Annotated in this window: 19 protein-coding genes; 15 read left to right on the top strand and 4 right to left on the bottom strand. The window is 71.4% G+C overall.

The features are described 5' to 3' along the window. Nucleotides 1-118 precede the first annotated feature (118 nt). Entirely contained in the window at nt 119-1,102 is a 984-nt protein-coding gene (locus BMX97_RS22135; RefSeq protein ID WP_177202311.1) for an FAD/NAD(P)-binding protein, read from the top strand. Here the strand turns inward: BMX97_RS22135 and BMX97_RS22130 are convergent. Continuing rightward, nucleotides 1,086-1,538 (bottom strand): RrF2 family transcriptional regulator, encoded by a 453-nt coding sequence (locus tag BMX97_RS22130; protein WP_091753416.1) that lies wholly within the window; start codon nt 1,536-1,538, stop codon nt 1,086-1,088. The genes BMX97_RS22135 and BMX97_RS22130 overlap by 17 nt on opposite strands. Before the next feature lie 262 nt (nt 1,539-1,800). On the opposite strand from BMX97_RS22130, the gene BMX97_RS22125 reads away from it, so the two are divergent. From BMX97_RS22125 to BMX97_RS22085, 9 genes are read left to right on the top strand one after another with little or no spacing between them, the layout of a single operon-like run. Further along, on the top strand, nt 1,801-3,162 hold the full coding sequence (locus BMX97_RS22125; protein WP_091753415.1) for an LLM class flavin-dependent oxidoreductase: 1,362 nt from the start codon (nt 1,801-1,803) through the stop codon (nt 3,160-3,162). A 9-nt stretch (nt 3,163-3,171) separates the two neighbouring features. After that, nucleotides 3,172-4,008, top strand: coding sequence for an ABC transporter ATP-binding protein (locus BMX97_RS22120; protein WP_091753414.1), 837 nt, complete (start codon nt 3,172-3,174; stop codon nt 4,006-4,008). A 25-nt stretch (nt 4,009-4,033) separates the two neighbouring features. Further along, complete coding sequence (locus BMX97_RS22115; RefSeq protein ID WP_091753413.1) at nt 4,034-5,389, top strand: LLM class flavin-dependent oxidoreductase; 1,356 nt, start codon at nt 4,034-4,036, stop codon at nt 5,387-5,389. A gap of 5 nt (nt 5,390-5,394) precedes the next feature. Continuing rightward, a complete protein-coding gene (locus tag BMX97_RS22110) occupies nt 5,395-6,456 on the top strand; it encodes a PhnD/SsuA/transferrin family substrate-binding protein (protein ID WP_091753412.1) in 1,062 nt (353 codons plus the stop codon). A gap of 28 nt (nt 6,457-6,484) precedes the next feature. Then, nucleotides 6,485-7,552 carry an ABC transporter substrate-binding protein gene (locus BMX97_RS22105; protein ID WP_091753411.1) on the top strand — a complete coding sequence of 356 codons (1,068 nt, stop codon included), beginning with the start codon at nt 6,485-6,487 and terminating at the stop codon, nt 7,550-7,552. Beyond that, the gene (locus BMX97_RS22100; protein WP_348273133.1) at nt 7,549-8,379 is read left to right on the top strand and encodes an ABC transporter permease; all 831 of its coding nucleotides are present in this window, start codon (nt 7,549-7,551) and stop codon (nt 8,377-8,379) included. Before BMX97_RS22105 ends, BMX97_RS22100 begins: the two co-directional genes overlap by 4 nt. Continuing rightward, nucleotides 8,376-9,164 (top strand): ABC transporter permease, encoded by a 789-nt coding sequence (locus BMX97_RS22095; protein WP_091753410.1) that lies wholly within the window; start codon nt 8,376-8,378, stop codon nt 9,162-9,164. Before BMX97_RS22100 ends, BMX97_RS22095 begins: the two co-directional genes overlap by 4 nt. Nucleotides 9,165-9,177: 13 nt before the next feature. Further along, complete coding sequence (gene soxC, locus BMX97_RS22090) at nt 9,178-10,401, top strand: sulfite dehydrogenase (protein ID WP_091753409.1); 1,224 nt, start codon at nt 9,178-9,180, stop codon at nt 10,399-10,401. Further along, on the top strand, nt 10,391-10,942 hold the full coding sequence (locus tag BMX97_RS22085; protein WP_091753408.1) for a c-type cytochrome: 552 nt from the start codon (nt 10,391-10,393) through the stop codon (nt 10,940-10,942). Before soxC ends, BMX97_RS22085 begins: the two co-directional genes overlap by 11 nt. An 80-nt stretch (nt 10,943-11,022) precedes the next feature. On the opposite strand, the gene BMX97_RS22080 is transcribed toward BMX97_RS22085, so the two are convergent. Next, nucleotides 11,023-12,408: an LLM class flavin-dependent oxidoreductase gene (locus BMX97_RS22080; protein WP_091753407.1), complete on the bottom strand. Its 1,386-nt coding sequence runs from the start codon at nt 12,406-12,408 to the stop codon at nt 11,023-11,025. 26 nt (nt 12,409-12,434) lie between these two features. Beyond that, a complete protein-coding gene (locus tag BMX97_RS22075) occupies nt 12,435-13,307 on the bottom strand; it encodes a MetQ/NlpA family ABC transporter substrate-binding protein (protein WP_091753406.1) in 873 nt (290 codons plus the stop codon). Between the two features lie 332 nt (nt 13,308-13,639). Between BMX97_RS22075 and BMX97_RS22070 the strand changes: the two genes are divergently transcribed. The 5 genes from BMX97_RS22070 to BMX97_RS22050 all read left to right on the top strand — a co-directional run bounded on the left by BMX97_RS22070 (nt 13,640) and on the right by BMX97_RS22050 (nt 19,021). Continuing rightward, complete coding sequence (locus tag BMX97_RS22070; RefSeq protein WP_091753405.1) at nt 13,640-14,863, top strand: acyl-CoA dehydrogenase family protein; 1,224 nt, start codon at nt 13,640-13,642, stop codon at nt 14,861-14,863. A 291-nt stretch (nt 14,864-15,154) separates the two neighbouring features. After that, entirely contained in the window at nt 15,155-16,132 is a 978-nt protein-coding gene (locus BMX97_RS33355) for an ABC transporter permease (protein ID WP_091753404.1), read from the top strand. A 20-nt stretch (nt 16,133-16,152) separates the two neighbouring features. Next, nucleotides 16,153-17,034: an ABC transporter permease gene (locus BMX97_RS22060; protein ID WP_091753403.1), complete on the top strand. Its 882-nt coding sequence runs from the start codon at nt 16,153-16,155 to the stop codon at nt 17,032-17,034. Further along, nucleotides 17,031-18,005, top strand: coding sequence for an ABC transporter ATP-binding protein (locus BMX97_RS22055; RefSeq protein ID WP_091753402.1), 975 nt, complete (start codon nt 17,031-17,033; stop codon nt 18,003-18,005). The genes BMX97_RS22060 and BMX97_RS22055 overlap by 4 nt, the downstream gene beginning before the upstream one ends. After that, complete coding sequence (locus tag BMX97_RS22050; RefSeq protein WP_091753401.1) at nt 18,002-19,021, top strand: ABC transporter ATP-binding protein; 1,020 nt, start codon at nt 18,002-18,004, stop codon at nt 19,019-19,021. Before BMX97_RS22055 ends, BMX97_RS22050 begins: the two co-directional genes overlap by 4 nt. On the opposite strand, the gene BMX97_RS22045 is transcribed toward BMX97_RS22050, so the two are convergent. Continuing rightward, nucleotides 18,999-20,585, bottom strand: a complete 1,587-nt coding sequence (locus BMX97_RS22045) for an ABC transporter substrate-binding protein (RefSeq protein WP_091753400.1) — start codon at nt 20,583-20,585, stop codon at nt 18,999-19,001. The genes BMX97_RS22050 and BMX97_RS22045 overlap by 23 nt on opposite strands. Nucleotides 20,586-20,599: the final 14 nt, after the last annotated feature.

The following is a 20,599-nucleotide window of genomic DNA, read 5'->3' as shown; positions in this document are numbered from 1 at the left end:
GCAGCAGATAATTCCTTTGCCAATCGTTCGATAAAAAGAACATTCTCGTTGACCGGCCAGCGCGGTGCGGAGAGACTGACATCCATCAGAGCCTGCCCAACCGCGCGGGGAACGATCGATGCCGGATACGCAGCAAACAGGAGCCGGTCGTCCGAATGCCGGGCCTGCACCGACCGCCCGCGGCCGCCACGTCCTGGTGATCGGGGCGAGCGCGAGCGGCTTGGGGCTGGCCTCCCACCTGCTGCGCCGCGAGGCGCGGGTGCAGGTCACCGTGATCGAGGCGCAAGGCTCCCGCTGTCGCCGCCTGCGCCGGGCCGAGTTCGCGACCTTGCTGGCCGAAGAGACCGGACCGTTGCCGGCCGAGCCCCTGCACCTCGTCGAGGCTTTGCGGCAGCATGCGGGGCGTCTCCACGTTGCCGAGACGACCTGCCTGTCGGTCGCATCCACGCCGCAAGGCGTGGCGGCGCGGACCGCCGACGGGACCACCTATCTCGGGCGCGCCGCAGTGCTGGCCTTCGCCCTGCAACCGCCGGCGGCGGGGTCTCCGCCGCGAGAGAGGAACGCCGCGATCCGCGCGCTCCGTCTCGACCCCGCCGATCTGCCCCTCGGGACCGGCGCCGCCGCCCTGGTGCGTTCCTTGCGGGCGCTGGTGCGAGAGGCTGGAGACCGCGGGGTCGGCCTCGACGTGGCGGTGGCGGGCCTGCGCCTGAGCGCCCCCGCCCTCTGGCATGATCTGCCCGACGAAGCGCGCGAGCGCCTTCTGCGCCACGGTCGACGGGTGTGGGACCGGATTCTCGGCGGCGGGACGGGCGGACCGGTCACGCGCCGCGACGGACTGAGGCCGAGCGCCCTCCTGCGCGATCTCGTCGGGCGTGGGCTGCTGCTGCCCCGCGCCAGCGGCCTGTCCATCGCACCGGGGGCGGCCGACCGGCTCTTCGCCGGTCATCCGGCGGACCTGATGCCCTACGCAGCACCCCGCCTCCTCGATCTCGATGCGGCCTGCGCCTGGCTCGCCGGTCGCGTCGGGGAGGGGGCCATTCCATCGTTGGAGGCGCAGTCGAGCCTGGGCCGCGAGGACGCGGCGCTCAGATGTGGTAGGTGAGGCTCGCCTCGGCCTCCGCCTGCGGCAGCGACCGCATCTGCTCGAGCGTCAGGTTGTCGAGGATGCCGGCGATGCTGTTGCGCACCGCCAGCATGGCGAGGCGCACCGAGCACGCCGCCTCGTCGGCGCAATCCTCGCACGGGCGATAGGCCGTGCGGCTGGCGCAGGGAAGCGGGGCCAGCGGGCCGTCCAGGGCGCGCACGACGTGGCCGATGCGGATCTCATCGGCCGGTCGCGCCAGGGCATAGCCGCCGCCCGGCCCCTTCTTGCTGTGCACGAAGCCGGCATTGCGCAGGTCGCCCAGGATCGCGTCGAGGAACTTTTTCGGGATCCGGTGCGCTTCGGCGATCTCGGCGACGCCGATGCGGGCGCCCGGGGGCAGGCCTGCGAGGTGGACCATCGCCTTGAGCCCGTACTTGCCCTTGTTGGTCAGCATCGTCGTCCTGCGTGTTGCGGGGGTCTGCGGAAGAGGCGGGCCGGCAAGCGGTGCCGGAGAGATGGGGATTTGTCGACAGGCTCGGTAGACTTCCTCCCAGGGTGATGCCGGTGCGGCAGGGTGGAGGGTGACAGCGGTCTTCCCTTCCATCAATAGTACATAAAAATGATTGACCAAATAGACTGAAACCGCGAGACCGCTACGACCGGCGGGTGCGATCCGCCGCTTCCGAGCGAAGCTGACGGCTTACGAGGCTGACGACATGGCGCGTCGCGACGACACCCTGCATCTGGGCGCCTTCCTGTATCCGGGCGGCCACCACGTCGCCGCCTGGCGCCACCCGGACGCCAAGGCCGATGCCGGCATCGACCCGGGCCATTACCGGCGCCTCGCGCAGGTCGCGGAAGCCGCGAAGTTCGACCTGATCTTCCTGGCCGACGGCGTCAGCATCCGGGGCGACGACATCGACGCGCTCAGCCGCACGGCGACCCGCTATGTCGGCCAGTTCGAGCCGCTGACCCTGCTCTCGCATCTTTCGGCGGTCACCGAGCGCATCGGCCTCGTGGCCACCGCCTCGACCACCTACAACGAGCCGTTCCACGTCGCGCGCAAGTTCGCCTCCCTCGATCACCTGAGCGGCGGCCGGGCCGGCTGGAACCTCGTCACCTCGGCCGACGAGCGCGGGGCGTGGAATTTCGGCCGCGACGCCCACCTCGCCCATGCCCGCCGCTACGCCAGGGCGGAGGAGTTCGTCGACGTCGTCGCGGGGCTCTGGGACACCTACGAGGACGACGCCTTCGTCCGCGACAAGGACGAGGGCCTGTTCTTCGATCCGGACAAGCTCCACGTGCTCGGCCACCGGGGCGAGCACTTTTCCGTCCGCGGCCCCCTCAACGTGCCGCGCCCCCCGCAAGGTCACCCGGTGGTGGTGCAGGCCGGCTCCTCCGAGGCCGGCAAGGCGCTCGCCGCCCGCACCGCCGAGGTGATCTTTACCGCGCAAGTCACGCTGGAGGATGCGGTCGCGTTCTACGCCGACGTGAAGGGGCGGCTCCCCCGCCACGGGCGTGCGCCGGACGAACTCAAGATCATGCCGGGCGCGATGCCGTTCCTCGGCCGCACGCGGGGCGAGGCGCAAGCGAAATACGATGCGGTGCAGGCCCTGGTCCATCCGGTGGTCGGCCGCTCGCTCCTCGAGCGGATGCTCGGTATCGACCTCTCTGGCTACCCGGAGGAGGGGCCGGTCCCGGACGTGCCGGAGACGAACGGGGGCAAGAGCCGGCAGGCGCTGCTGGTGGCGCTGGCGCGGCGGGAGAACCTGTCGATCCGCGACCTCTACCTGCGGATCGCCGGAGCCCGCGGTCACTGGACGCTCGTCGGCACCGCCGAGGATGTCGCCGACGCGCTCCAGGAGCGCTTCGAGGCCTACGGCGCCGACGGCTTCAACATCATGCCGCCGATCCTGCCGACCGGGCTCGACGACGTGGCGACTTTGCTGATCCCCGAGTTGCAGCGCCGCGGCCTGTTCCGGACCGAGTATGCCGGCCGGACCCTGCGCGAGCATCTGGGGCTCGCCCGCCCGCCCCACCGCGTTCACGCCGCCTCTGCCCGCGAAGCGGCCGAGTGAGAGGGCGCCATGACGGACAGCCGAATCGAGATCGCCCGCGTGGCGAAGGATTTCACCGTCGACGGCCGGCCCCTGCGAGCCCTCGACGGCATCGACCTCACGGTCGCCCCGGGCGAGTTCGTCACCATCGTGGGGGCGAGCGGCTGCGGGAAGTCGACGCTGCTGCGCATCGTCGCCGGGCTCGATCCCGCCCATGACGGCGCGGTGCGCCACGACGGGCGCCCGGTCACCGGCCCGAGCCTTCAGCGCGGCATTGTCTTCCAGGAGCCGCGGCTGTTTCCCTGGCTCACCGTCGCCGAGAATATCGGCCTCGGGCTCGAGAACGCCCACTTAAGCGCGGCGGAGAGGGCGCGGCTCGTCGCCGAGCACGTCGCCCTCGTCGGCCTGTCGGGATTCGAGAAAGCCTATCCGCGCCAGCTCTCCGGCGGCATGGCCCAGCGCGCGGCCATCGCCCGCGGCCTCGTCAACCGGCCGGGCCTGCTGCTGCTCGACGAGCCGTTCGGCGCCCTCGACGCTCTGACCCGCGCGCGACTCCAGGACGAACTGCAGCGGATCTGCGCCCGCGAGGGCATCACGGCGCTCCTCGTCACCCACGACGTCGACGAGGCCCTGCTGCTCGGCGACCGAGTGGTGGTGATGGGCCCGCGCCCCGGCCGGATCGCCGAGATCCTGGACGTCCCGGCCGCGAAGCCCCGGGACCGGCGCGATCCCGTGCTGGCGGGCTTACGCCACGCGATCCTCGACCGGCTGGAGGCGACGCAGGGCGCGCAGCCCCAGGCCGCGACGGCCCGGGAGGCGGAGCGCCATCCCGCCGCCACCCTGCCGCTCGCCGCCCGCTCGGCCTGATCCTTTCCTCCCGGAGCCTCGTGCCATGGCCCAACCTCGACAGATGAAGCTCGGCGCCTTCCTGATGACCGACGGCCATCATGTGGCGGCCTGGCGGCATCCGGACGGGCGGCCCGACGCCCATGTCAGCCTCGACCATTTCGTGCGGCTGGCGCGCCTCGCCGAGTCGGCCGCCTTCGACGCGGTGTTCCTCGCCGATTCCTCGGGCGTGCGGAACACCGATCCCGCCTCGCTGAGCTTCACCTCGCGGGCGGCGAGCTTCGAGCCCCTGACCCTGCTCTCGGCCCTCTCGGTGGTGACCGAGCGCATCGGCCTCATCGCCACGGCATCCACGAGCTTCAACGAGCCGTACAATCTCGCCCGCAAGTTCGCCTCCCTCGACCTCCTCAGCGGCGGCCGGGCGGGCTGGAACCTCGTCACCTCGTCGAGCGAATCCGAGGCGCAGAACTTCAACTTCGAACGTCACGCCGCGCATGCCGACCGCTACGACCGGGCGCGGGAATTCGCCGAGGTGGTCACCGGCCTGTGGAACTCCTGGGAGGACGACGCCTTCCTGCGCGATCCCGAATCCGGCCGGTTCTTCGATCCGGACAAGCTCCACGCCCTCCACCACCACGGCCGGCACTTCAGGGTGCGCGGCCCCCTCAACGTGGCGCGCTCGGCCCAGGGGCATCCGGTCGTCGTGCAGGCCGGCTCCTCGGAGGACGGCAAGGAACTCGCCGCCGCCACCGCCGAGGCGATCTTCACCGCGCAGGTGACGCTCAAGGAAGCCCAGGATTTCTACGCCGACGTGAAGGGGCGCCTGGCGCGCTACGGCCGCGACCCCGACCACCTCAAGATCATGCCTGGCATCTTCCCGGTCGTGGGTCGCACCGAGGAGGAGGCGCGGGAGAAATTCGCGGTGCTGCAGGAGCGCATCCACCCGGTGGTGGGCCTCAGCCTCCTCTCCACCACCCTCGGCGGCGCCGACCTCACCGGGTACGACCTCGACGGGCCGCTGCCGGATCTGCCCGAGACCAACGGGCCGAAGAGCCGCCAGAAGCTCCTCATCGAACGGGCAAAACGGGACAACCTGACGATCCGGCAGCTCTACCTCGCCATCGCGGGCGCGCGGGGCCACTGGCAGGTGGTCGGCACCGCCTCCCAGATCGCCGACCAGCTCGAGGAGCGTTTTCGGAGTGGCGGCGCCGACGGCTTCAACGTGATGGCGCCCTACCTGCCCGGCGGGCTCGAGGACTTCGTCACCCACGTCGTGCCCGAACTGCGCCGCCGCGGCCTGTTCCGCGAGGCCTACGAGGGCCGGACCCTGCGCGACCATCTCGGGCTGCCGAAGCCCGTCCATAGGGCGCCGCGCGCCTCGGCCCGCCAGGCGGCGGAGTGAGGACGATGCGTCTCCTTGCCTGCCTCGTCATCCTGCTCCTCGCCGCGCTGCCGGCAGCGGCCGGTCCGCTCACCATCGGTCCGCTCACCATTCGGGTCGGCTATGCAGGTCCCGCGCCCGGCGGCACCCGGTACGTCCCGGGTCTCGCCGGCATCGTCGCGGCCGAGCGCTATATCGAGCGCGAGGTCGCGGGCGACCCGGACCTCGCCGTCGAGTGGGTGTTCTTCAAGGGCGCGGGCCCGGCGGTGAACGAGGCGCTCGCCGGCGGCCAGCTCGACTTCGCCTTCATGGGCGACCTGCCGTCGCTGAGCGGCCGGGCGGCGGGCCTCGACACCCGCATCGTCATGGCGACCAACGCCCGCGACGCCCTCTACCTCGTTACCGCCCCGGCCTCATCGATCAAAGGTCTGTCCGACCTGAAGGGCCGCAAGGTGGCGCAATTCCGCGGCACCAGCACGCATCTGGCCAGCGAGGGCGCCCTGCGGCGGGCCGGGCTCACGAGCCGCGACCTCCAGGTCTACGCCCTCGACGATGCTTCGGCGCTGGCGGCGCTCGCCGCGGGCGACGTCGAGGCGGTGCTCGGCAAGGCGCTGTTCCTCACCCTGGTCGAGCGCGGCCAGGCGCGGGTCGCCTGGAGTTCGAAGGGCGATCCCCGCGCCGGCCCCAGCAACCACCTGCTCGTTGCGGGCGCCTTCGAGCGGGCCCATCCCGATCTCGTCGCCCGGGTAGTCAAGGCGAGCGTGCGCGCCGCTTCCTGGGCCTCGAACGAGGCCAACCGCGAGGCGGTGTACGCCCTGTGGGAGAAGTCGGGCACGCCGGCGGCAGTGTTCCGGGCCGATTACGACGGCCAGCGTCTCGCTGAACGCCTGTCGCCGCTGGTCGACGACCTGCTGATCGACACCTACCGCGAGAAGGCGGCGCGGGCCCGCGAGCTGGGCCTCGTGCGCCGCGCCGTCGACGTCACCGGCTGGTTCGAGCCGAAATACGTCGACGCGGCGATCCGCGACCTCGGACTCGCCGGCACCTGGACCCGCTACGGCGCCGACGGCCGGCCCCTCGGCTCCTGACACGACCGCAACCACCGGAGCACGCCCGATGATCCGCTTCAACCGCCGCGCCCTCGCGGCCGTCACGCTCGCCCTGGCGCTCGCGCCGGCGGTCGCCCGGGCCGAGCCGGTGACGATCCGCTTCGGCTTCGCGTCGATCGGCACCGACAACCGGCCGTTTGCCGGCGGCAGCGCCGCGGCGCTCGCCCATTCCGAACGCTACGTGGAGGAGGCCCTGAAGGGCGAGCCCGGCGTCACCGTCGCGTGGTCGTTCTTCAAGGGCGCCGGGCCGGCGGTGAACGAGGCCTTCGCCAACGGCCAGCTCGACTTCGCCTTCCAGGGCGACCTGCCTTCCGTGATCGGCCGGGCGAGCGGTCTGAAGACCAGGATCGTGCTTGCCACCGGCGCCCACGCCCCGCTCTACCTCGCGGTGCCGCCGAACTCGATCATCAGCTCGGTCAAGGATCTCAAGGGCAAGAAGGTCTCGATCTTCCGCGGCACCAACAACCACTTGGCGGCCGTCAAGGTGCTGGCCGCCAACGGCCTGACCGAGCGCGATCTCAGCGTGCTCAACATGGACGTCGCCACCACCAACGCGGCTTTGGCATCGGGCGACACCGACGCGGCCTTCGGCAATTTCGGGCTGATCTCGCTGCAGCAGCAGTGGCGGGCCAAAATCGTCTATTCCACCAAGGGCGACGACCCGGCCTTCGAGCGTCAGGCCGGGGTGCTGGTGACGGAAGCCTTCGAGACGGCGCATCCCGACCTCGTCGCCAAGGTGGTGAAGGCCCTGGTCCAGGCCTCGCATTTCGCCTCCGACGAGGCCAACCGCGACAAGGTCCTGGCGATCTGGGCCCGCTCGGGCACGCCGGATTCGGTCTTCCGCTACGACTACGCCGACCAGCCCCTGAGCTACCGCAACTCGCCGATCATCGATCCCTTCCTGGTCGAGCAGTACCGGGTGCAGGCGCGCCAGGCCCGCGCCTACGGGCTGATCCGCCGCGACGTCGACGTCGCCGGCTGGTTCGAGCCGCGCTACCTCGACCGGGCGCTCAAGGAACTCGGCCTCGAAACCCGGTGGCCCCGGCTCGGGCCGGACGGAAAGCCGCTGTCGTGACGGCGCCCGTGACTGCCATCGCCTGGCCCGCCCGCGGCCTCGCCGCCTCTCTCCATCGCCGCGTGCATCGCCATCTGGCGTCGATCGCCCTCGGCCTCGTCGTGCCGCTCGGGCTCCTCGTCGCCTGGGCCGCCGCGGCTGCGTCCGGCTGGCTGCCCGAGCAGATCCTGCCCGCGCCACGCATCGTCGCCGAGACCCTCGTCGAGATGGTCCGCAGCGGCGAGCTCGCACAGCATGCCGGGATCAGCGGGCTGCGGGTGCTCGCGGGCTTCTCCTTAGGGGCCGGCCTCGGTCTCCTCCTCGGCGCCGCCATGGGCCTGTCGCGCCGGATCGAGGACTACGTCCAGCCGCTGTTCATGGCGCTCGCCCAGGTGCCGACCCTCGGCTGGATCCCGCTCCTGATGCTGTTTCTCGGCATCGGCGAGACCCTGAAGATCGTCGTCATCGCCAAGGCGGCCCTGGTGCCGGTGACCCTCAACACGGCGGCCGGCATCCGGGCGATCCCGGAGGGCTACCGCGAGGTCGCCCGGGCCTACCGCTTCACCCGCCTGCAGACCTTGCGCCGGCTGATCCTGCCGGCGAGCGTGCCGCCGGTCTTCACCGGCATCCGCTACGGCCTGACCAAGGCCTGGACCGCCCTCGTCGCCGTCGAGCTTCTCGCCTCGGCGGAGGGGCTCGGCTACCTCCTGGTCTGGGGCCGCCAGATGTTCTGGCTCGACATGATGATCGTCGCGATGGCGCTGATCGGCCTCGTCGGCGTGACGATGGATGCGGGCCTCGCCCGGATCGAGGCCCGGCTCCAGCTCTGGCGGATCGACGCGCCATGACCTTCACCTCGCGTCCTTCAGCCTCTCTTGCTTCGGCCACCCGCCTGCGCCGTGGGCTCGTCCTGCCGCTCCTCCTGCTCGTCGCCTGGGAGGCGTCGAGCCGCACCGGTCTCGTCGATCCGCGCTTCCTACCGCCGCTGGAGGCGATTCTCTCGACGGCGCTCACCGAGATCCGCTCCGGGGACCTCGTCCGGCATCTCGCCGCGAGCCTCGCCCGCGATCTCCTCGGCTTTGCCATCGGCGCGAGTGCCGGCATCGCGTTCGGGGTGCTGCTCGGCCTGTCGCCGCTTGCCGCCCGGCTGTTCGGGCCGACGTTCCACGCCCTCAAGCAGATCGCGGTCCTGGCCTGGATCCCGATCATCTCGATCTGGTTCGGCTTCGCCGAGAGTGCCAAGGTGGTGTTCATCGCGCTCGCAGCCTTCGTGCCGGTGGTGGTGAACACGCAGGAGGGCGTGGCCAGTGCCTCGCCCCAGCTCGTCGAGGTGGGGAGGGCGCTCCGCTTCTCACATCGGCAGATGCTGCTGCGGGTGTTCCTGCCCTCCGCGTTGCCCTCGATCGCCACCGGCCTCCAGCTGGCGCTGATCTATTCCTGGCTCGCCACCGTCGGTGCCGAATACTTCATGGCGGTCGGTCCCGGCATCGGCGGCCTGATTATCGCCGGGCGCGAGCGATTCCAGATGGATCTGGTGATGCTCGGCGTCGTGATCCTCGGCCTCGTCGGCTTCCTGCTCAATGCCACCGCCGCCTCGCTCGCCGCCCGCGCGCTGCGCTGGCGCACCGCCTGAAGGATCGTTTCCCATGCCACCATCCTCCGTCCCGCTCTTCGGGCGCCGGAGCTTCCTCGCCGGGGCGCTCGGCGTCAGCGGTGGCGCGCTCGCCGCCGAGGGTCCGTTGCAGGTGCCGGCCTGGACCCGCGAGCCGGGCAGGGGCGTCGCGAGCCCCGGCTACGGCGTGCCCTCGTCCTTCGAGCGCCTCGCCCGCAAGCCCCGCACGCCACCAGCCTTCCCGGGCGCCGCCTCGACCGGCACGCCGCTCCAGCACCTCCACGGCACGATCACCCCGAACGGGCTGCATTTCGAGCGCCACCACGGCGGGGTGCCGGCGATCGACCCCGAGCAGCACCGCCTGGTGGTGCATGGCCTTGTCTCACGGCCCCTGATCCTCACCATGGACGACCTCGCCCGCTTCCCCAGCGTGTCGCGGCTGCATTTCCTCGAATGCTCGGGCAACACACCGGCCTGGCAGAAGACCAACCCGGCCTGGACGGTGCAGGACACCCATGGGCTCCTCAGCTGCGCCGAGTGGACCGGCGTCGAATTGGCGACGCTCCTCGACGAGGTCGGCGTCAGGCCGGAAGCCGCCTGGCTGCTGGCGGAAGGAGCGGATGCCGCCGCGATGACCCGCAGCCTGCCGCTCTCGGCCCTCGACGGCGCGATCCTGGCCTACGCCCAGAATGGTGAGGCCTTGCGGCCGGAGCAGGGCTATCCCTTGCGGCTGTTCCTGCCCGGTCTCGAGGGCAACCTCAGCATCAAGTGGCTGCGCCGGATCAAGCTTGGCGACCGGCCGTTCCAGACCCGGGAGGAGACCTCGAAATACACCGATCTGATGCCCGACGGCACGGCGCGCCAGTTCACCTTCACCATGGAGGCGAAGTCCGTCGTCACCACGCCGTCCGGCGGGCACCAGCTCAAGGAGCCGGGCGCCTACGAGATCTCCGGCCTCGCCTGGTCGGGCCGGGGCCGCATCACTGGGGTCGAGGTCTCGATCGATGGCGGCGGCTCCTGGCGCGCGGCCACCTTGCAGGAGCCGGTATTGTCGCGCTGCCTCACCCGCTTCCGCCTTCCCTGGTCCTGGGACGGCGGTCCGGCCCTGATCCAGAGCCGCGCCACCGACGAGACCGGCTATCGCCAGCCGAGCCGCGAGGCGCTGGTGGCGGCCCGCGGCACGAACTCGATCTACCACTTCAACGGCATCTACGGCTGGCAGGTCGCGGTTGGCGGGAGCGTGCGGCATGTGGCGTGAAATTGTTTCGGAAGCCGCCCTCGGCGCGGCTTGCTTGATCTTGGCAGGATTGGCCGCGGCCGATCCCCTCGGCCCTCACCGCCTCGGCCGGCCCGCGACGCCGGACGCCATTGCCGCCTGGAACATCGACGTGCGCCCCGACGGCGCCGGGCTGCCGCCCGGCCGGGGCAGCGTCGCGGAGGGCCGCGCGGTCTTCGCCGCCCGGTGCGCCTCCTGCCACGGCGAGACCGGCCAGGGCGGAGCGGCCGACCGGCTGGTCGGCGGGCAGGGCACGCTTGCGACAGCCAAGCCCGTGCGCACGGTGGGCAGCTTCTGGCCCTACGCCACGACATTGTTCGATTACGTCCGCCGGGCGATGCCGTTCGACGCGCCGCAATCCCTGACCGATGCCGAGGTGTACGCGGTCTCGACCTACCTCCTGCACCTCAACGGGATCGTGCCCGCGGATGCCGTTCTCGACGCGAGGAGCCTCCCCGCCGTGGCGATGCCGAACCGGGCCGGCTTCGTGCCGGATGCCCGGCCGGACGTGACGGCGCGGTGAACGGCGCGAAGCCGACGGCACGAGACAGCGTCACGGCTCGGGCCGTGACGCTGTCCTTCCATCTGGGGTCCTTCGACGACCTACGCCTCGATTCCCCGTTCCACCCCCCGCCGGAACCGCGCCGCCGGATGGCTCGCCGGCAGCAGCCTGCGGCCAGCCCCGAAAACCTTCTCCCGCAAGGGGCCGGGCGCGTAGGCGGTCTTGTAGCGGCCGCGGGCTTGCAACTCCGGCACCACGAGGTCGATGAAGTCGCCGTAGCCCTCGGGCGTCACCGCGTAGCTCAGGTTGAAGCCGTCGATGTCGGTCTCGTCCATCCAGGCTTCGAGCGCGTCGGCGACCTGTGCGGCCGAGCCGACCAGCACGGGCCCACGCCCGCCGATGGCGTTGTGGGTGACGATCTCGCGGATCGTCCAGGTCTTCTCCGAGCGGGCGAAGGACTCGACCATCGAGGCGACCGCATTGTCCTTTCGGATCACCGGAAACGGATCGTCGAGGTCGTAGGGTGCAAGGTCGATGCCGGTCCAGCCCGAGAACAGAGCGAGCGCGCCTTCCGGATCGACGTGGGCGAGGTAGTCTCGGTGCTTGTCGTGCGCCTCCGCCTCGGTGCGCCCGACGATCACCGTCATCAGGGCGAAGAACAGGATCCCGGCGGGATCGCGCCCGCGGTCGGCGGCGCGGCGGCGGGTGTCGGCCACGGTCGCCTTGATGGCGGCCTTCGATGGGTCGCTCAGGAACACCGCCTCGGCATGGGCAGCGGCGAAGTCGCGGCCGCGGTTCGAGGCGCCGGCCTGGAACAGGAACGGCGTGCGCTGCGGCGAGGGATCGACGAGGTGGATGCCCTCCATCCGGAAATGCTCGCCCGTGTGCTCGATGCGGTGGATCTTTGAGGGATCGGCGAACAGGCCGCGCTCCCGGTCGCGCAACACCGCGCCGTCCTCCCAGCTCTCCTCCCAGAGGCGGTAGACCACGTCGAGGAACTCGTCGGCGATGTCGTAGCGGGTATCGTGGGCGGCGATCCCGGGGCGGCCCACCGCCCGCGAGGCCGCCGCCGAGTAGCCGGTGACGACGTTCCAGGCGATCCGCCCGTCCGTGAGGTGGTCGAGGGTCGAGAAGCGCCGCGCCAGGGTGAAGGGCGGCTCGTAGGACACCGAGGCGGTGATGCCGAAGCCGAGATGCTCCGTCACCGCCGCCATGGCGGAAACGAGCAGCATCGGATCGTATTTCGGCACCTGGGCGGCGCGGCGCAGGGCCGCCGCGGCCGTGCCGCCATAGACGTCGTGGATGCCGATGCCGTCGGCGATGAACAGGGTCTCGAACAGGCCGCGTTCGAGGAGCCGGGCCACGTCGGTCCAGTAGCCCAGCGTGTTGAACTCGAGCGAGCGGTCGCGCGGGTGGGTCCACAGGCCGGGCGAGAGATGGACCGGGCTGTGGATCGCGAACCCGTTGACGCGGATCGGCTTCGTCATGGTGAGGCCTCCTCACGGGCGCGGGGTCAGCGGAAATAGTCCGGCAGGGTGAAGCCGTCGTAGAAGCGGTCGGCTCGGATCGCCGCCTGGAATGCGTCCGAGCGGTAGGCCGCCACGATGGCTTTCGCCCACGGCGTGTCCGCCTGGCCGCGGCGCACCGCCACCACGTTGATGTACGGGGCGGTCATCTTTTCGAGCGCCAGGGCCTCGGTGAGCTTGAGGCCGCTGAAGATCGCGAAGTTGCCCTGGATCGCCGCGAAGTCGACGTCGTCGAGGGCGCGCGGCGCCTGGGCGGCCTCCAGCGGCACGATGCGGATGCCGCTCGGATTCGCAATCACGTCGAGTTCGGTGACGTCGACCGGGTTGGCATTGGGCTTCAGCCCGATCCAGCCGGCATCGCGCAGGATCTTGAGCGCCCGCTCCAGGTTCACCGGATCGTTCGGCACCGCGACCGTCGCGCCGGAGCGCACGGCCGAGAGCGTCTTGTGCTTGCGCGAGTAGAGCCCCATCGGCGGCGTCGGCACCTGCACGATGCCGACGAGGTCGGTGCCGTTCCGCTCGTTGTAGGCCTTCAGGTAGACGCTGTGCTGCATCACGTTGGCGTCGATCTCGTCGAAGGCCACCGCCTTGTTGACCTCGAGCCCGGTGCTGAAATGGGCGTAGGCGATGCGGTAGCCCTGCGCGCCGAGGACGGGCGCGGCGCCGGCCTTGAACGCGTCCTCGTAGGGCCCCGGCGTGAAGCCGACCCGCAGGTCGCGCTTCTCGATGGACGCCTTGATGGGGCTGATCGATTGGGCGAGGGCCGGAGCGGCGGCGGTCGCGAGCAGGGCGACCAGCCCGAGCAGGGCGGCAACGAGGCTGCGGCCGCTCGGACGATATGGGGGCGGATCGGCGGTCATCGTGAGTTCCGGCGTGGGGAGAGGCGATAGGCTCGGCCGCGCCCCGACCCTTGTCAACGAGAATGTTCTTTTTGTAGAACGACAGGATTGGAAGAAGGCTTCTTCGTAGCCGCCCCGACGCAGCATGATTGTTTCGAATACGCTAGAATACGCGGGTAATCGGCCAGGACTGCTTGTCTGGCGTGCCACTTCCGGCGAAAAGATCCCTATCGCAGGGCCGATCGCCCGCAGTTCGTTCTCTTAAAAGAACGGATGTGTAGGGCGTCGGCGCAGGGTTCGGCGTGGCGGGGTCCCGAGCGGGAAGCGCCGGCCGAGAGGATGGGACGACCGTGATGACGCAGATCCAGGCCGGCTGGGGGGCGGGCCCGAGCGCCCGCTACGAGGATCTGGCCGAGCGATTCCGGCCGGTCTTCCGCGAGATCCGCGCGGGCGCTCCCGCCCGCGACCACGACCGACGCCTGCCCCACGCCGAGCTCGCGGCGCTGAAGGAGGCCGGTTTCACCACCCTGCGGCTGCCGCCAGAGGAGGGCGGGCACGGCGCGAGCCTGCCGGAGCTGTTCGGGCTCCTGATCGAACTGTCCGAGGGCGATCCCAACGTCACTAACGCGCTGCGCGCGCATTTCGGCTTCACCGAGGACGTGCTGAACTCAGCCTTTCCGGACTGGCGCCGACAGTGGCTGCCACGGATCGCCGCGCGCGAGACGGTCGGCAGCGGCGTCTCGGAGACCGGCACCGCCAAGGTCGGCAGCTTCGAGACCGTGCTCAAGCGGCGCGGCGACGCCTACGTGCTCGACGGCACCAAGTTCTACACCACCGGCTCGCTCTTCGCCGACTGGATCCACCTCGCGGCAGTGGACGAGGCCGGCCAGCCGGTCGGCGCCGCGGTGCCGCGGCGCGCCGCCGGGGTCGAGGTGCTGGATGACTGGGACGGCTTCGGCCAGGCCCTGACCGCGAGCGGCACCGCCAAGTTCACTGGCGTCGCCGTGGAGGCGGCCTGGGTGAACCCGGATCCCGGCCGGTTCCGCTACGCCGTGGCGTTCTATCAGCTCGTCCACCTCGCGACGCTGGCCGGAATCGGCCGGGCTGCGGCCGGCGACGTCGCCCGCCTCGTCGCCGAGCGCACCCGTGTCTACAGCCATGGCAATACTGCCCGCACCGCCGACGACCCGCAGGTGCTCCAGGTGGTCGGCCGAGTGCGCGGTGCGGCCTACGCGGCCGGCGCGATCGTCCTCAAGGCGGCGGAGGCGGTCGGGCGCGTGTGGGAGGCCGACCGGGCCGGGGACGCGGAGGGTGCGGCCGTCGCCGCCACGGTGGCCGATGTCGAGGTCAACCAGGCGGTGACGGTGGTGACCGGGCTGGTGCTCGACGCCACGGCGCAGCTCTTCGACGCGCTCGGTGCCTCCTCGACCCGGCGCGGCCTCGCCCTCGACCGGCACTGGCGCAACGCCCGCACCATCGCGACGCACAACCCCCGCATCTACCGCGACCGCACCGTCGGCGACTTCGCCGTCAACGGCGCGGCCCCGCCGCGGCAGTACCGCGTCGGCGAGGCGTGATACGAAATCCGGAAGATCCCTTTCGGACTTCGTATCACCAGCCCCCGCGGCGCCTGGGCGAAGCCGATTTCCGCATCGCGAAGCGACTGCGTAGCAATCGCCGAGCGATCGATCGGACATCGTATCAGCCGCCCACCCCTGATGTCGCCGCGCACCAGTGCGGCGAAAACCGCCGCGCCGCGCTTGCGGGTGCGCGACGGCTGGCGATGATGGCCGGGCTTCCCGCGTCGAGCGGTCGGGCCCGCGCGCCGGGCTCCGGCCCCGATCGCTCGTCCCGCTCAAGCTAGGGCCATGGCCGAACTCCTGTTCCGGCGCCTGATCCAGGCCGCCACCGTCATGCTGGCGATGTCGATGCTGGTCTTCGCCGGCGTCTACGCGATCGGCAACCCGATCGACGTCCTGATCGGACCGGATGCCAGCCAAACGGTGCGGGCCGAGGTGATCGCCCGCTACGGCCTCGATCTCCCGCTCTGGCGGCAGTATCTCGGCTTCCTCGACCGGCTCGTCCACGGGGATTTCGGGCGCTCCTTCGTCTACGGGGTCCCGGTCCTGGAGCTCATCCTGGTCCGGCTTCCGGCGACGCTGGAACTGACGCTGTCGGCGATCCTCATCGCGGTGGCGGTCGGCGTGCCGCTCGGCATGTATGCCGGCTACCGGCCCGCGAGCCCCGCGGCGCGGGCGGTGATGGCGGTCTCGGTGGTCGGCGTCTCGGTGCCGACCTTCTGGATCGGCCTGATCCTGATCCTCGTCTTCGCCGTCTGGCTCGGCTGGCTGCCGGCGGGCGGACGCGGCGAGACCGTGCGGGTGCTCGGCACCGAGTGGAGCTTCCTCACCCTGGACGGCCTCGCCCACCTGGCGCTGCCGGCACTCAACCTCGCCCTGTTCAAGCTCGCGCTGATGATCCGCCTCGCCCGGGCCGGGACGCTGGAGATCATGCTCGGCGACACGGTGAAGTTCGCCCGCGCGGCCGGCCTGTCCGAATGGGCGGTCCTGCGCCACCACGTCCTGCGCCTGATCGCGATCCCGCTGGTGACGGTGCTCGGGCTCGAATTCGCCTCGACGGTCGCCTTTGCGGTCGTGACCGAGACGATCTTCTCCTGGCCCGGTCTCGGCAAGCTGATCATCGACTCGATCACCTCCCTCGACCGGCCGGTGATGGTGGCCTACCTCGTGCTGATCTCGCTCCTGTTCACGCTGATCAACCTCCTGGTCGATCTCGCCTACGCCGCCCTCGACCCGCGGCTGCGCCGCGCGAGGAGCGCCGCGTGACGCCCCAAGTGTTGCCGCAAGTGACCATCCACGAGACGCCGCTCCGCCGCTTCGCCGGGGAGTTCCGCGAGAACCGGGTCGCGCTGGCCGCCCTCGCGGTGGTGGCGGGAATCGTGCTCCTAGCACTCCTCGCGCCGTTCGTGGCGCCGCAGGATCCCTACGACCTCGCCGCCCTGTCGCTGCGCGACGCGCGGCGCCCGCCGGGCTTCGTCGGGTCGGGCGGCTACACCCATTGGCTCGGCACCGACGCGCAGGGGCGCGACCTCGTCTCGGCGATGCTCTACGGCCTGCGCATCTCCCTCGAGATGGGCCTCCTCGCCGGGGGCCTGGCGCTCGCCATCGGCACCGCCGTCGGCGTCACCACCGCGGCGCTGGGCGGCCGGATCGGCGGGGCGATGATGCGCCTCGTCGACCTGCAGCTGTCGTTTCCGGCGATCCTGCTCGCCTTCGTGCTCTCGGCCCTGCTCGGGCAGGGAAAGCTCCAGCTCGTCGCCGCCCTGGTGGTGGCGCAATACGCCTACGTGGCGCGCACCGCCCACGGCGCCGCGGCGGCCGAGCGGCACAAGGACTACGTCGTCGCCGCCCTGTCGACGCCGCTCTCGGGCGCGCGCGTGCTGTGGCGCCACATCCTGCCCAACGCTCTGCCGCCGGTGATCGTGGTGGCGAGCGTGCAGGTCGCGAGCGCCATCTCGCTCGAGGCGACCCTGTCCTTCCTCGGCGTCGGCCTGCCGCCGACCGAGCCGTCGCTGGGCACGCTGATCGCCAACGGGTTCCAGTACATGCTGTCGGGCCGCTACTGGATCTCGGTCTTCCCCGGCCTCGCCCTCTTGGTCCTGGTCACGGCGGTCAACATCGTCGGCGACCAGGTCCGCGACCAGCTGAATCCGAGGCTGCGCCGGTGACGGACGAGCCCGCCCTCGCGGTCGCCGACCTGCGCACGCACTTCCCCACCCGGGCCGGGCTGGTGCGGGCGGTCGACGGCGTCTCCTTCACCCTCGGGCGCGGCGAGGTGCTGGGCCTCGTCGGCGAGTCGGGCTCGGGCAAGAGCATCACCGGCTTCTCGATCCTCGGCCTCGTCGACCCGCCCGGGCGGATCGTGGGCGGCTCGGTGCGCTACCGCGGCCGCGAGCTGGTGGGCCTCGATCCCCGCGACCTGCGCACTTTACGGGGGCGCGAGATCGCCATGGTGTTCCAGGACCCGATGGCGACGCTCAACCCGATGCTCACGGTCGGGCGCCAGATGGACCTCGTGCTCGCGGCGCATGGGCGGGTCCGGGGGCCCGAGCGGCGGGCGCGCTGCCTCGACCTGATGACCCGCCTCGGCATCCCGGCGCCGGAGAGCCGTCTCGCCGCCTACCCGCACGAGCTCTCCGGCGGCCTGCGCCAGCGCGTCGCCATCGCGGTGGCCCTGCTCAACCGCCCCTCGATCGTCATCGCCGACGAGCCCACCACCGCCCTCGACGTCTCGATCCAGGCCCAGATCCTGCGCGAGATGACCGGCCTCGTGCGCGAGACCGGTCTGGCGATGATCTGGATCAGCCACGATCTCGCGGTCGTCTCGTCGATCGCCCAGAGGATCGCGGTGATGTATGCCGGGCGGATCGTCGAGGACGGACCGGCGCGGACGGTCCTGCGCGCGCCCCGCCACCCTTACACCCGCGGGCTCCTCGACAGCCTGCCGGCCCAGGCGCAGCCCGGTGCGCCGCTGGCCCCGATCCCCGGGACGACGCCCTCGCTCATCGCACGCCCGGAGGGCTGCGCGTTCCATCCGCGTTGCACCCGGGCCACCGAGCTGTGCCGGACTGTCGACCCGGAGCGACGCGGATCGGACGGGCACGGCTTTCGTTGTCACCACCCGCTGGAGGCGGCATGACCCCGCCGCTCCTATCACTCCAGGGCGTCACGAAGCGCTTCCCCGTCCCGGCGCCGCTCCTCGCTAGGCTCGGGGCGGCGCTCGGTCGGCCTGCTCCGGACCGCGCGGTCCACGCCGTCGAGGCGGTGGATCTCGCGGTTGCCCGTGGTGAGGCGCTCGGCCTCGTCGGCGAATCTGGCTGCGGCAAGTCCACCCTCGGCCGCATCGCCGCCGGGATCGCGACGCCGACGCGCGGCGCGGCTCTCCTCGACGGCGAGCCGGTGCGGGTGGCCGAGCGAAAGTGCACCACGCGGGTGCAGATGGTGTTCCAGGACCCCTACGCCTCCCTCGACCCGCGCATGCGGATCGGCGAGACCCTGGCCGAGGGCCCGCTCGCCCACGGGCTGACGCGGCCCGCCGAGGCCCGCGCCACCGTCGCCGGCTGGCTGACCCGGGTCGGGCTGGATCCGGCCGCGGCCGACCGCTTCCCGCACCAGTTCTCGGGCGGCCAGCGCCAGCGCGTCGCGATCGCCCGGGCGCTTGCGATGCAGCCCGACCTCCTGGTCTGCGACGAGCCGGTCGCCTCCCTCGACGTCTCGATCCAGGCCCAGATCGTCAACCTGTTCCTGGGCTTGCGGCGCGAGCTCGGGCTGACGATGCTGTTCATCAGCCACGACCTCGGGGTGGTGCGCCACCTCTGCGACCGGATCGCCATCATGTATCTCGGCCGGGTCGTCGAGATCGGCCCGGCGGCGGAGATCGCGACGGCGGCGCGCCATCCCTACACGCGGGCGCTGCTCGCCAGCGTGCCCCAGCTGGTGACGGAGGAGGGTGACGCCCCCGTCCTGGAGCCGATCCACGGCGAGCTGCCCTCGCCCCTCGACCGTCCGGAGGGCTGCCCCTACCGGACCCGCTGCCCGCTCGCCGTCGCGCGCTGCCGCACCGAGCCGCCACGCCTGCGTCCCCTCGGCCCGGTGGAGGTCGCCTGCCACCGCGCCGAGGAGGTGACGGTTCCTAGCGCCCCCCGACCGGCTTGATGTTCATCGCGAGCGTGTCCTCGTCCACCCGCGGCGTCACCGTGACCTTCGCCTTCTGGGCCGCCCAGGCGGTGCCGATGATGACGAGCGGCAGGCGCGGACGGTCCCGGGCCGTGAGGGCGAGCGCCTCCTGCAGGAGGCCGCGCCGCTTGCCCTCGTCGAGGGCGACGGCCGCCCCGTCGATCAGGCCGTCGAGGGCGGGGTTGCTGTAGCCGACGACGTTGTAGTTGCCGGCGCCCTTGGCGGCGTCGAAGGTATGGGTGAGCGAGGACAGCGTGTAATGCGCCTCGCCGGTCGAGGTCGCCCAGCCCCACATCGCCAGCGAGTACTCGCCGCGCTGGCGCGCCGGGAAGAACAGGGCGGTCGGCTGGGCATTCGCCGCGACCACGATGCCGATCTGCGCCAGCATCTGGGCGAGCGTCGTGCCGACCTCGCGGTCGCCGGGCAGGCGGTCGCTGGTGAAACTGAGCGTGACCTTGAACCCGTCCGGGTAGCCGGCCTCGGCCAGGAGCTGCTTTGCCCGTTTCACGTCGGGCTTCGTCGCCGTGAGGCCCGGGTTGTAGCCGAAGATGTTCGGCGTCACGAGCTGGGAGGCGGGCTGGGCCTGCCCCTCGGTGGCGAACTCAGCCAGGGCCTCGCGGTCGATCGCGAGGTCGAAGGCCTCGCGCACCCTGGCGTCGAGGAATGGGTTTTTGGCCAGCGGCGAGCCGTCCTTGGCGGTGACCTGCGGCGGCTTCTCGCGGAAGTCGAATTCGAGGTTGAAGACGTAGATCGTGCCGGTCGAGACGATCGAGAGCTTCGGGTCGCGCGAGAGCGTCGCCACGTCGGAGGACGGGGTGCGGGCGATCACGTCGACCTGGCCGGCCTTGAGCTGTGCCACCCGGGCCGCGTCGTTGCTCAGCTCCTTGCGGATCACGCGCTGCCACGGCTCGCGCCCGCCCCAGAAGCCGTCGAACCGCTCGAGCACGAGCTGGTCCTTCGGCACCCAGGACACGAACCGGTAGGGACCAGTTCCGATCGCCGCCTTGCCGGAGTTGAAGCCCGGATTGGCGGTCTCCTGAGTCGAGTAGTCCTTCGCCGCCTTCTCGGACACGATGAAGACGCGCACGAAGTCGTTCGGCAGGGTCGGGGCCGGGCCGTTCGTCGTGATCCGCACCGTGAGGGGATCGACGATCGTCACCTCCTTGACGCGCCGGACATAGACCGAGGTCGGGTTCGGTCCGCTGATCTTGCGCGAGCGCTCGATCGAGAACTTCACGTCCTCGGCGGTCAGGTCCGAGCCGTCGTGAAACTTGACGCCCGGCCGCAGCTTGAACTCCCAGGTCGTGTCGTCGACGAGCCGCCAGCTCTCGGCCAGGCGCGGCTGGAGCTCCAGGTTGTCGCCGGCCCAGACCAGGGTGTCGAAGACGTGCTTCAGCGTCTCGGCATGCGTCCCGGTCGAGGTGTAGTGCGGGTCGATCGATTCCGGCCCGGCCCGGACGCCGATCGTGAGCGTCTGCGCGAAGGCACTGCCGGCGCCGAGCGTGAGCAGCGCGGCGAGGCCGAGGGAGTACAGAGGACGCATGCGGGACGGGCTTC

Origin of the sequence: Methylobacterium sp. ap11, assembly GCF_900110515.1 — a bacterium.
Lineage (GTDB): Bacteria > Pseudomonadota > Alphaproteobacteria > Rhizobiales > Beijerinckiaceae > Methylobacterium > Methylobacterium ajmalii.
Note: the sequence above shows the minus strand (reverse complement) of the source record. Positions and strands in the feature narration are given on the sequence as shown.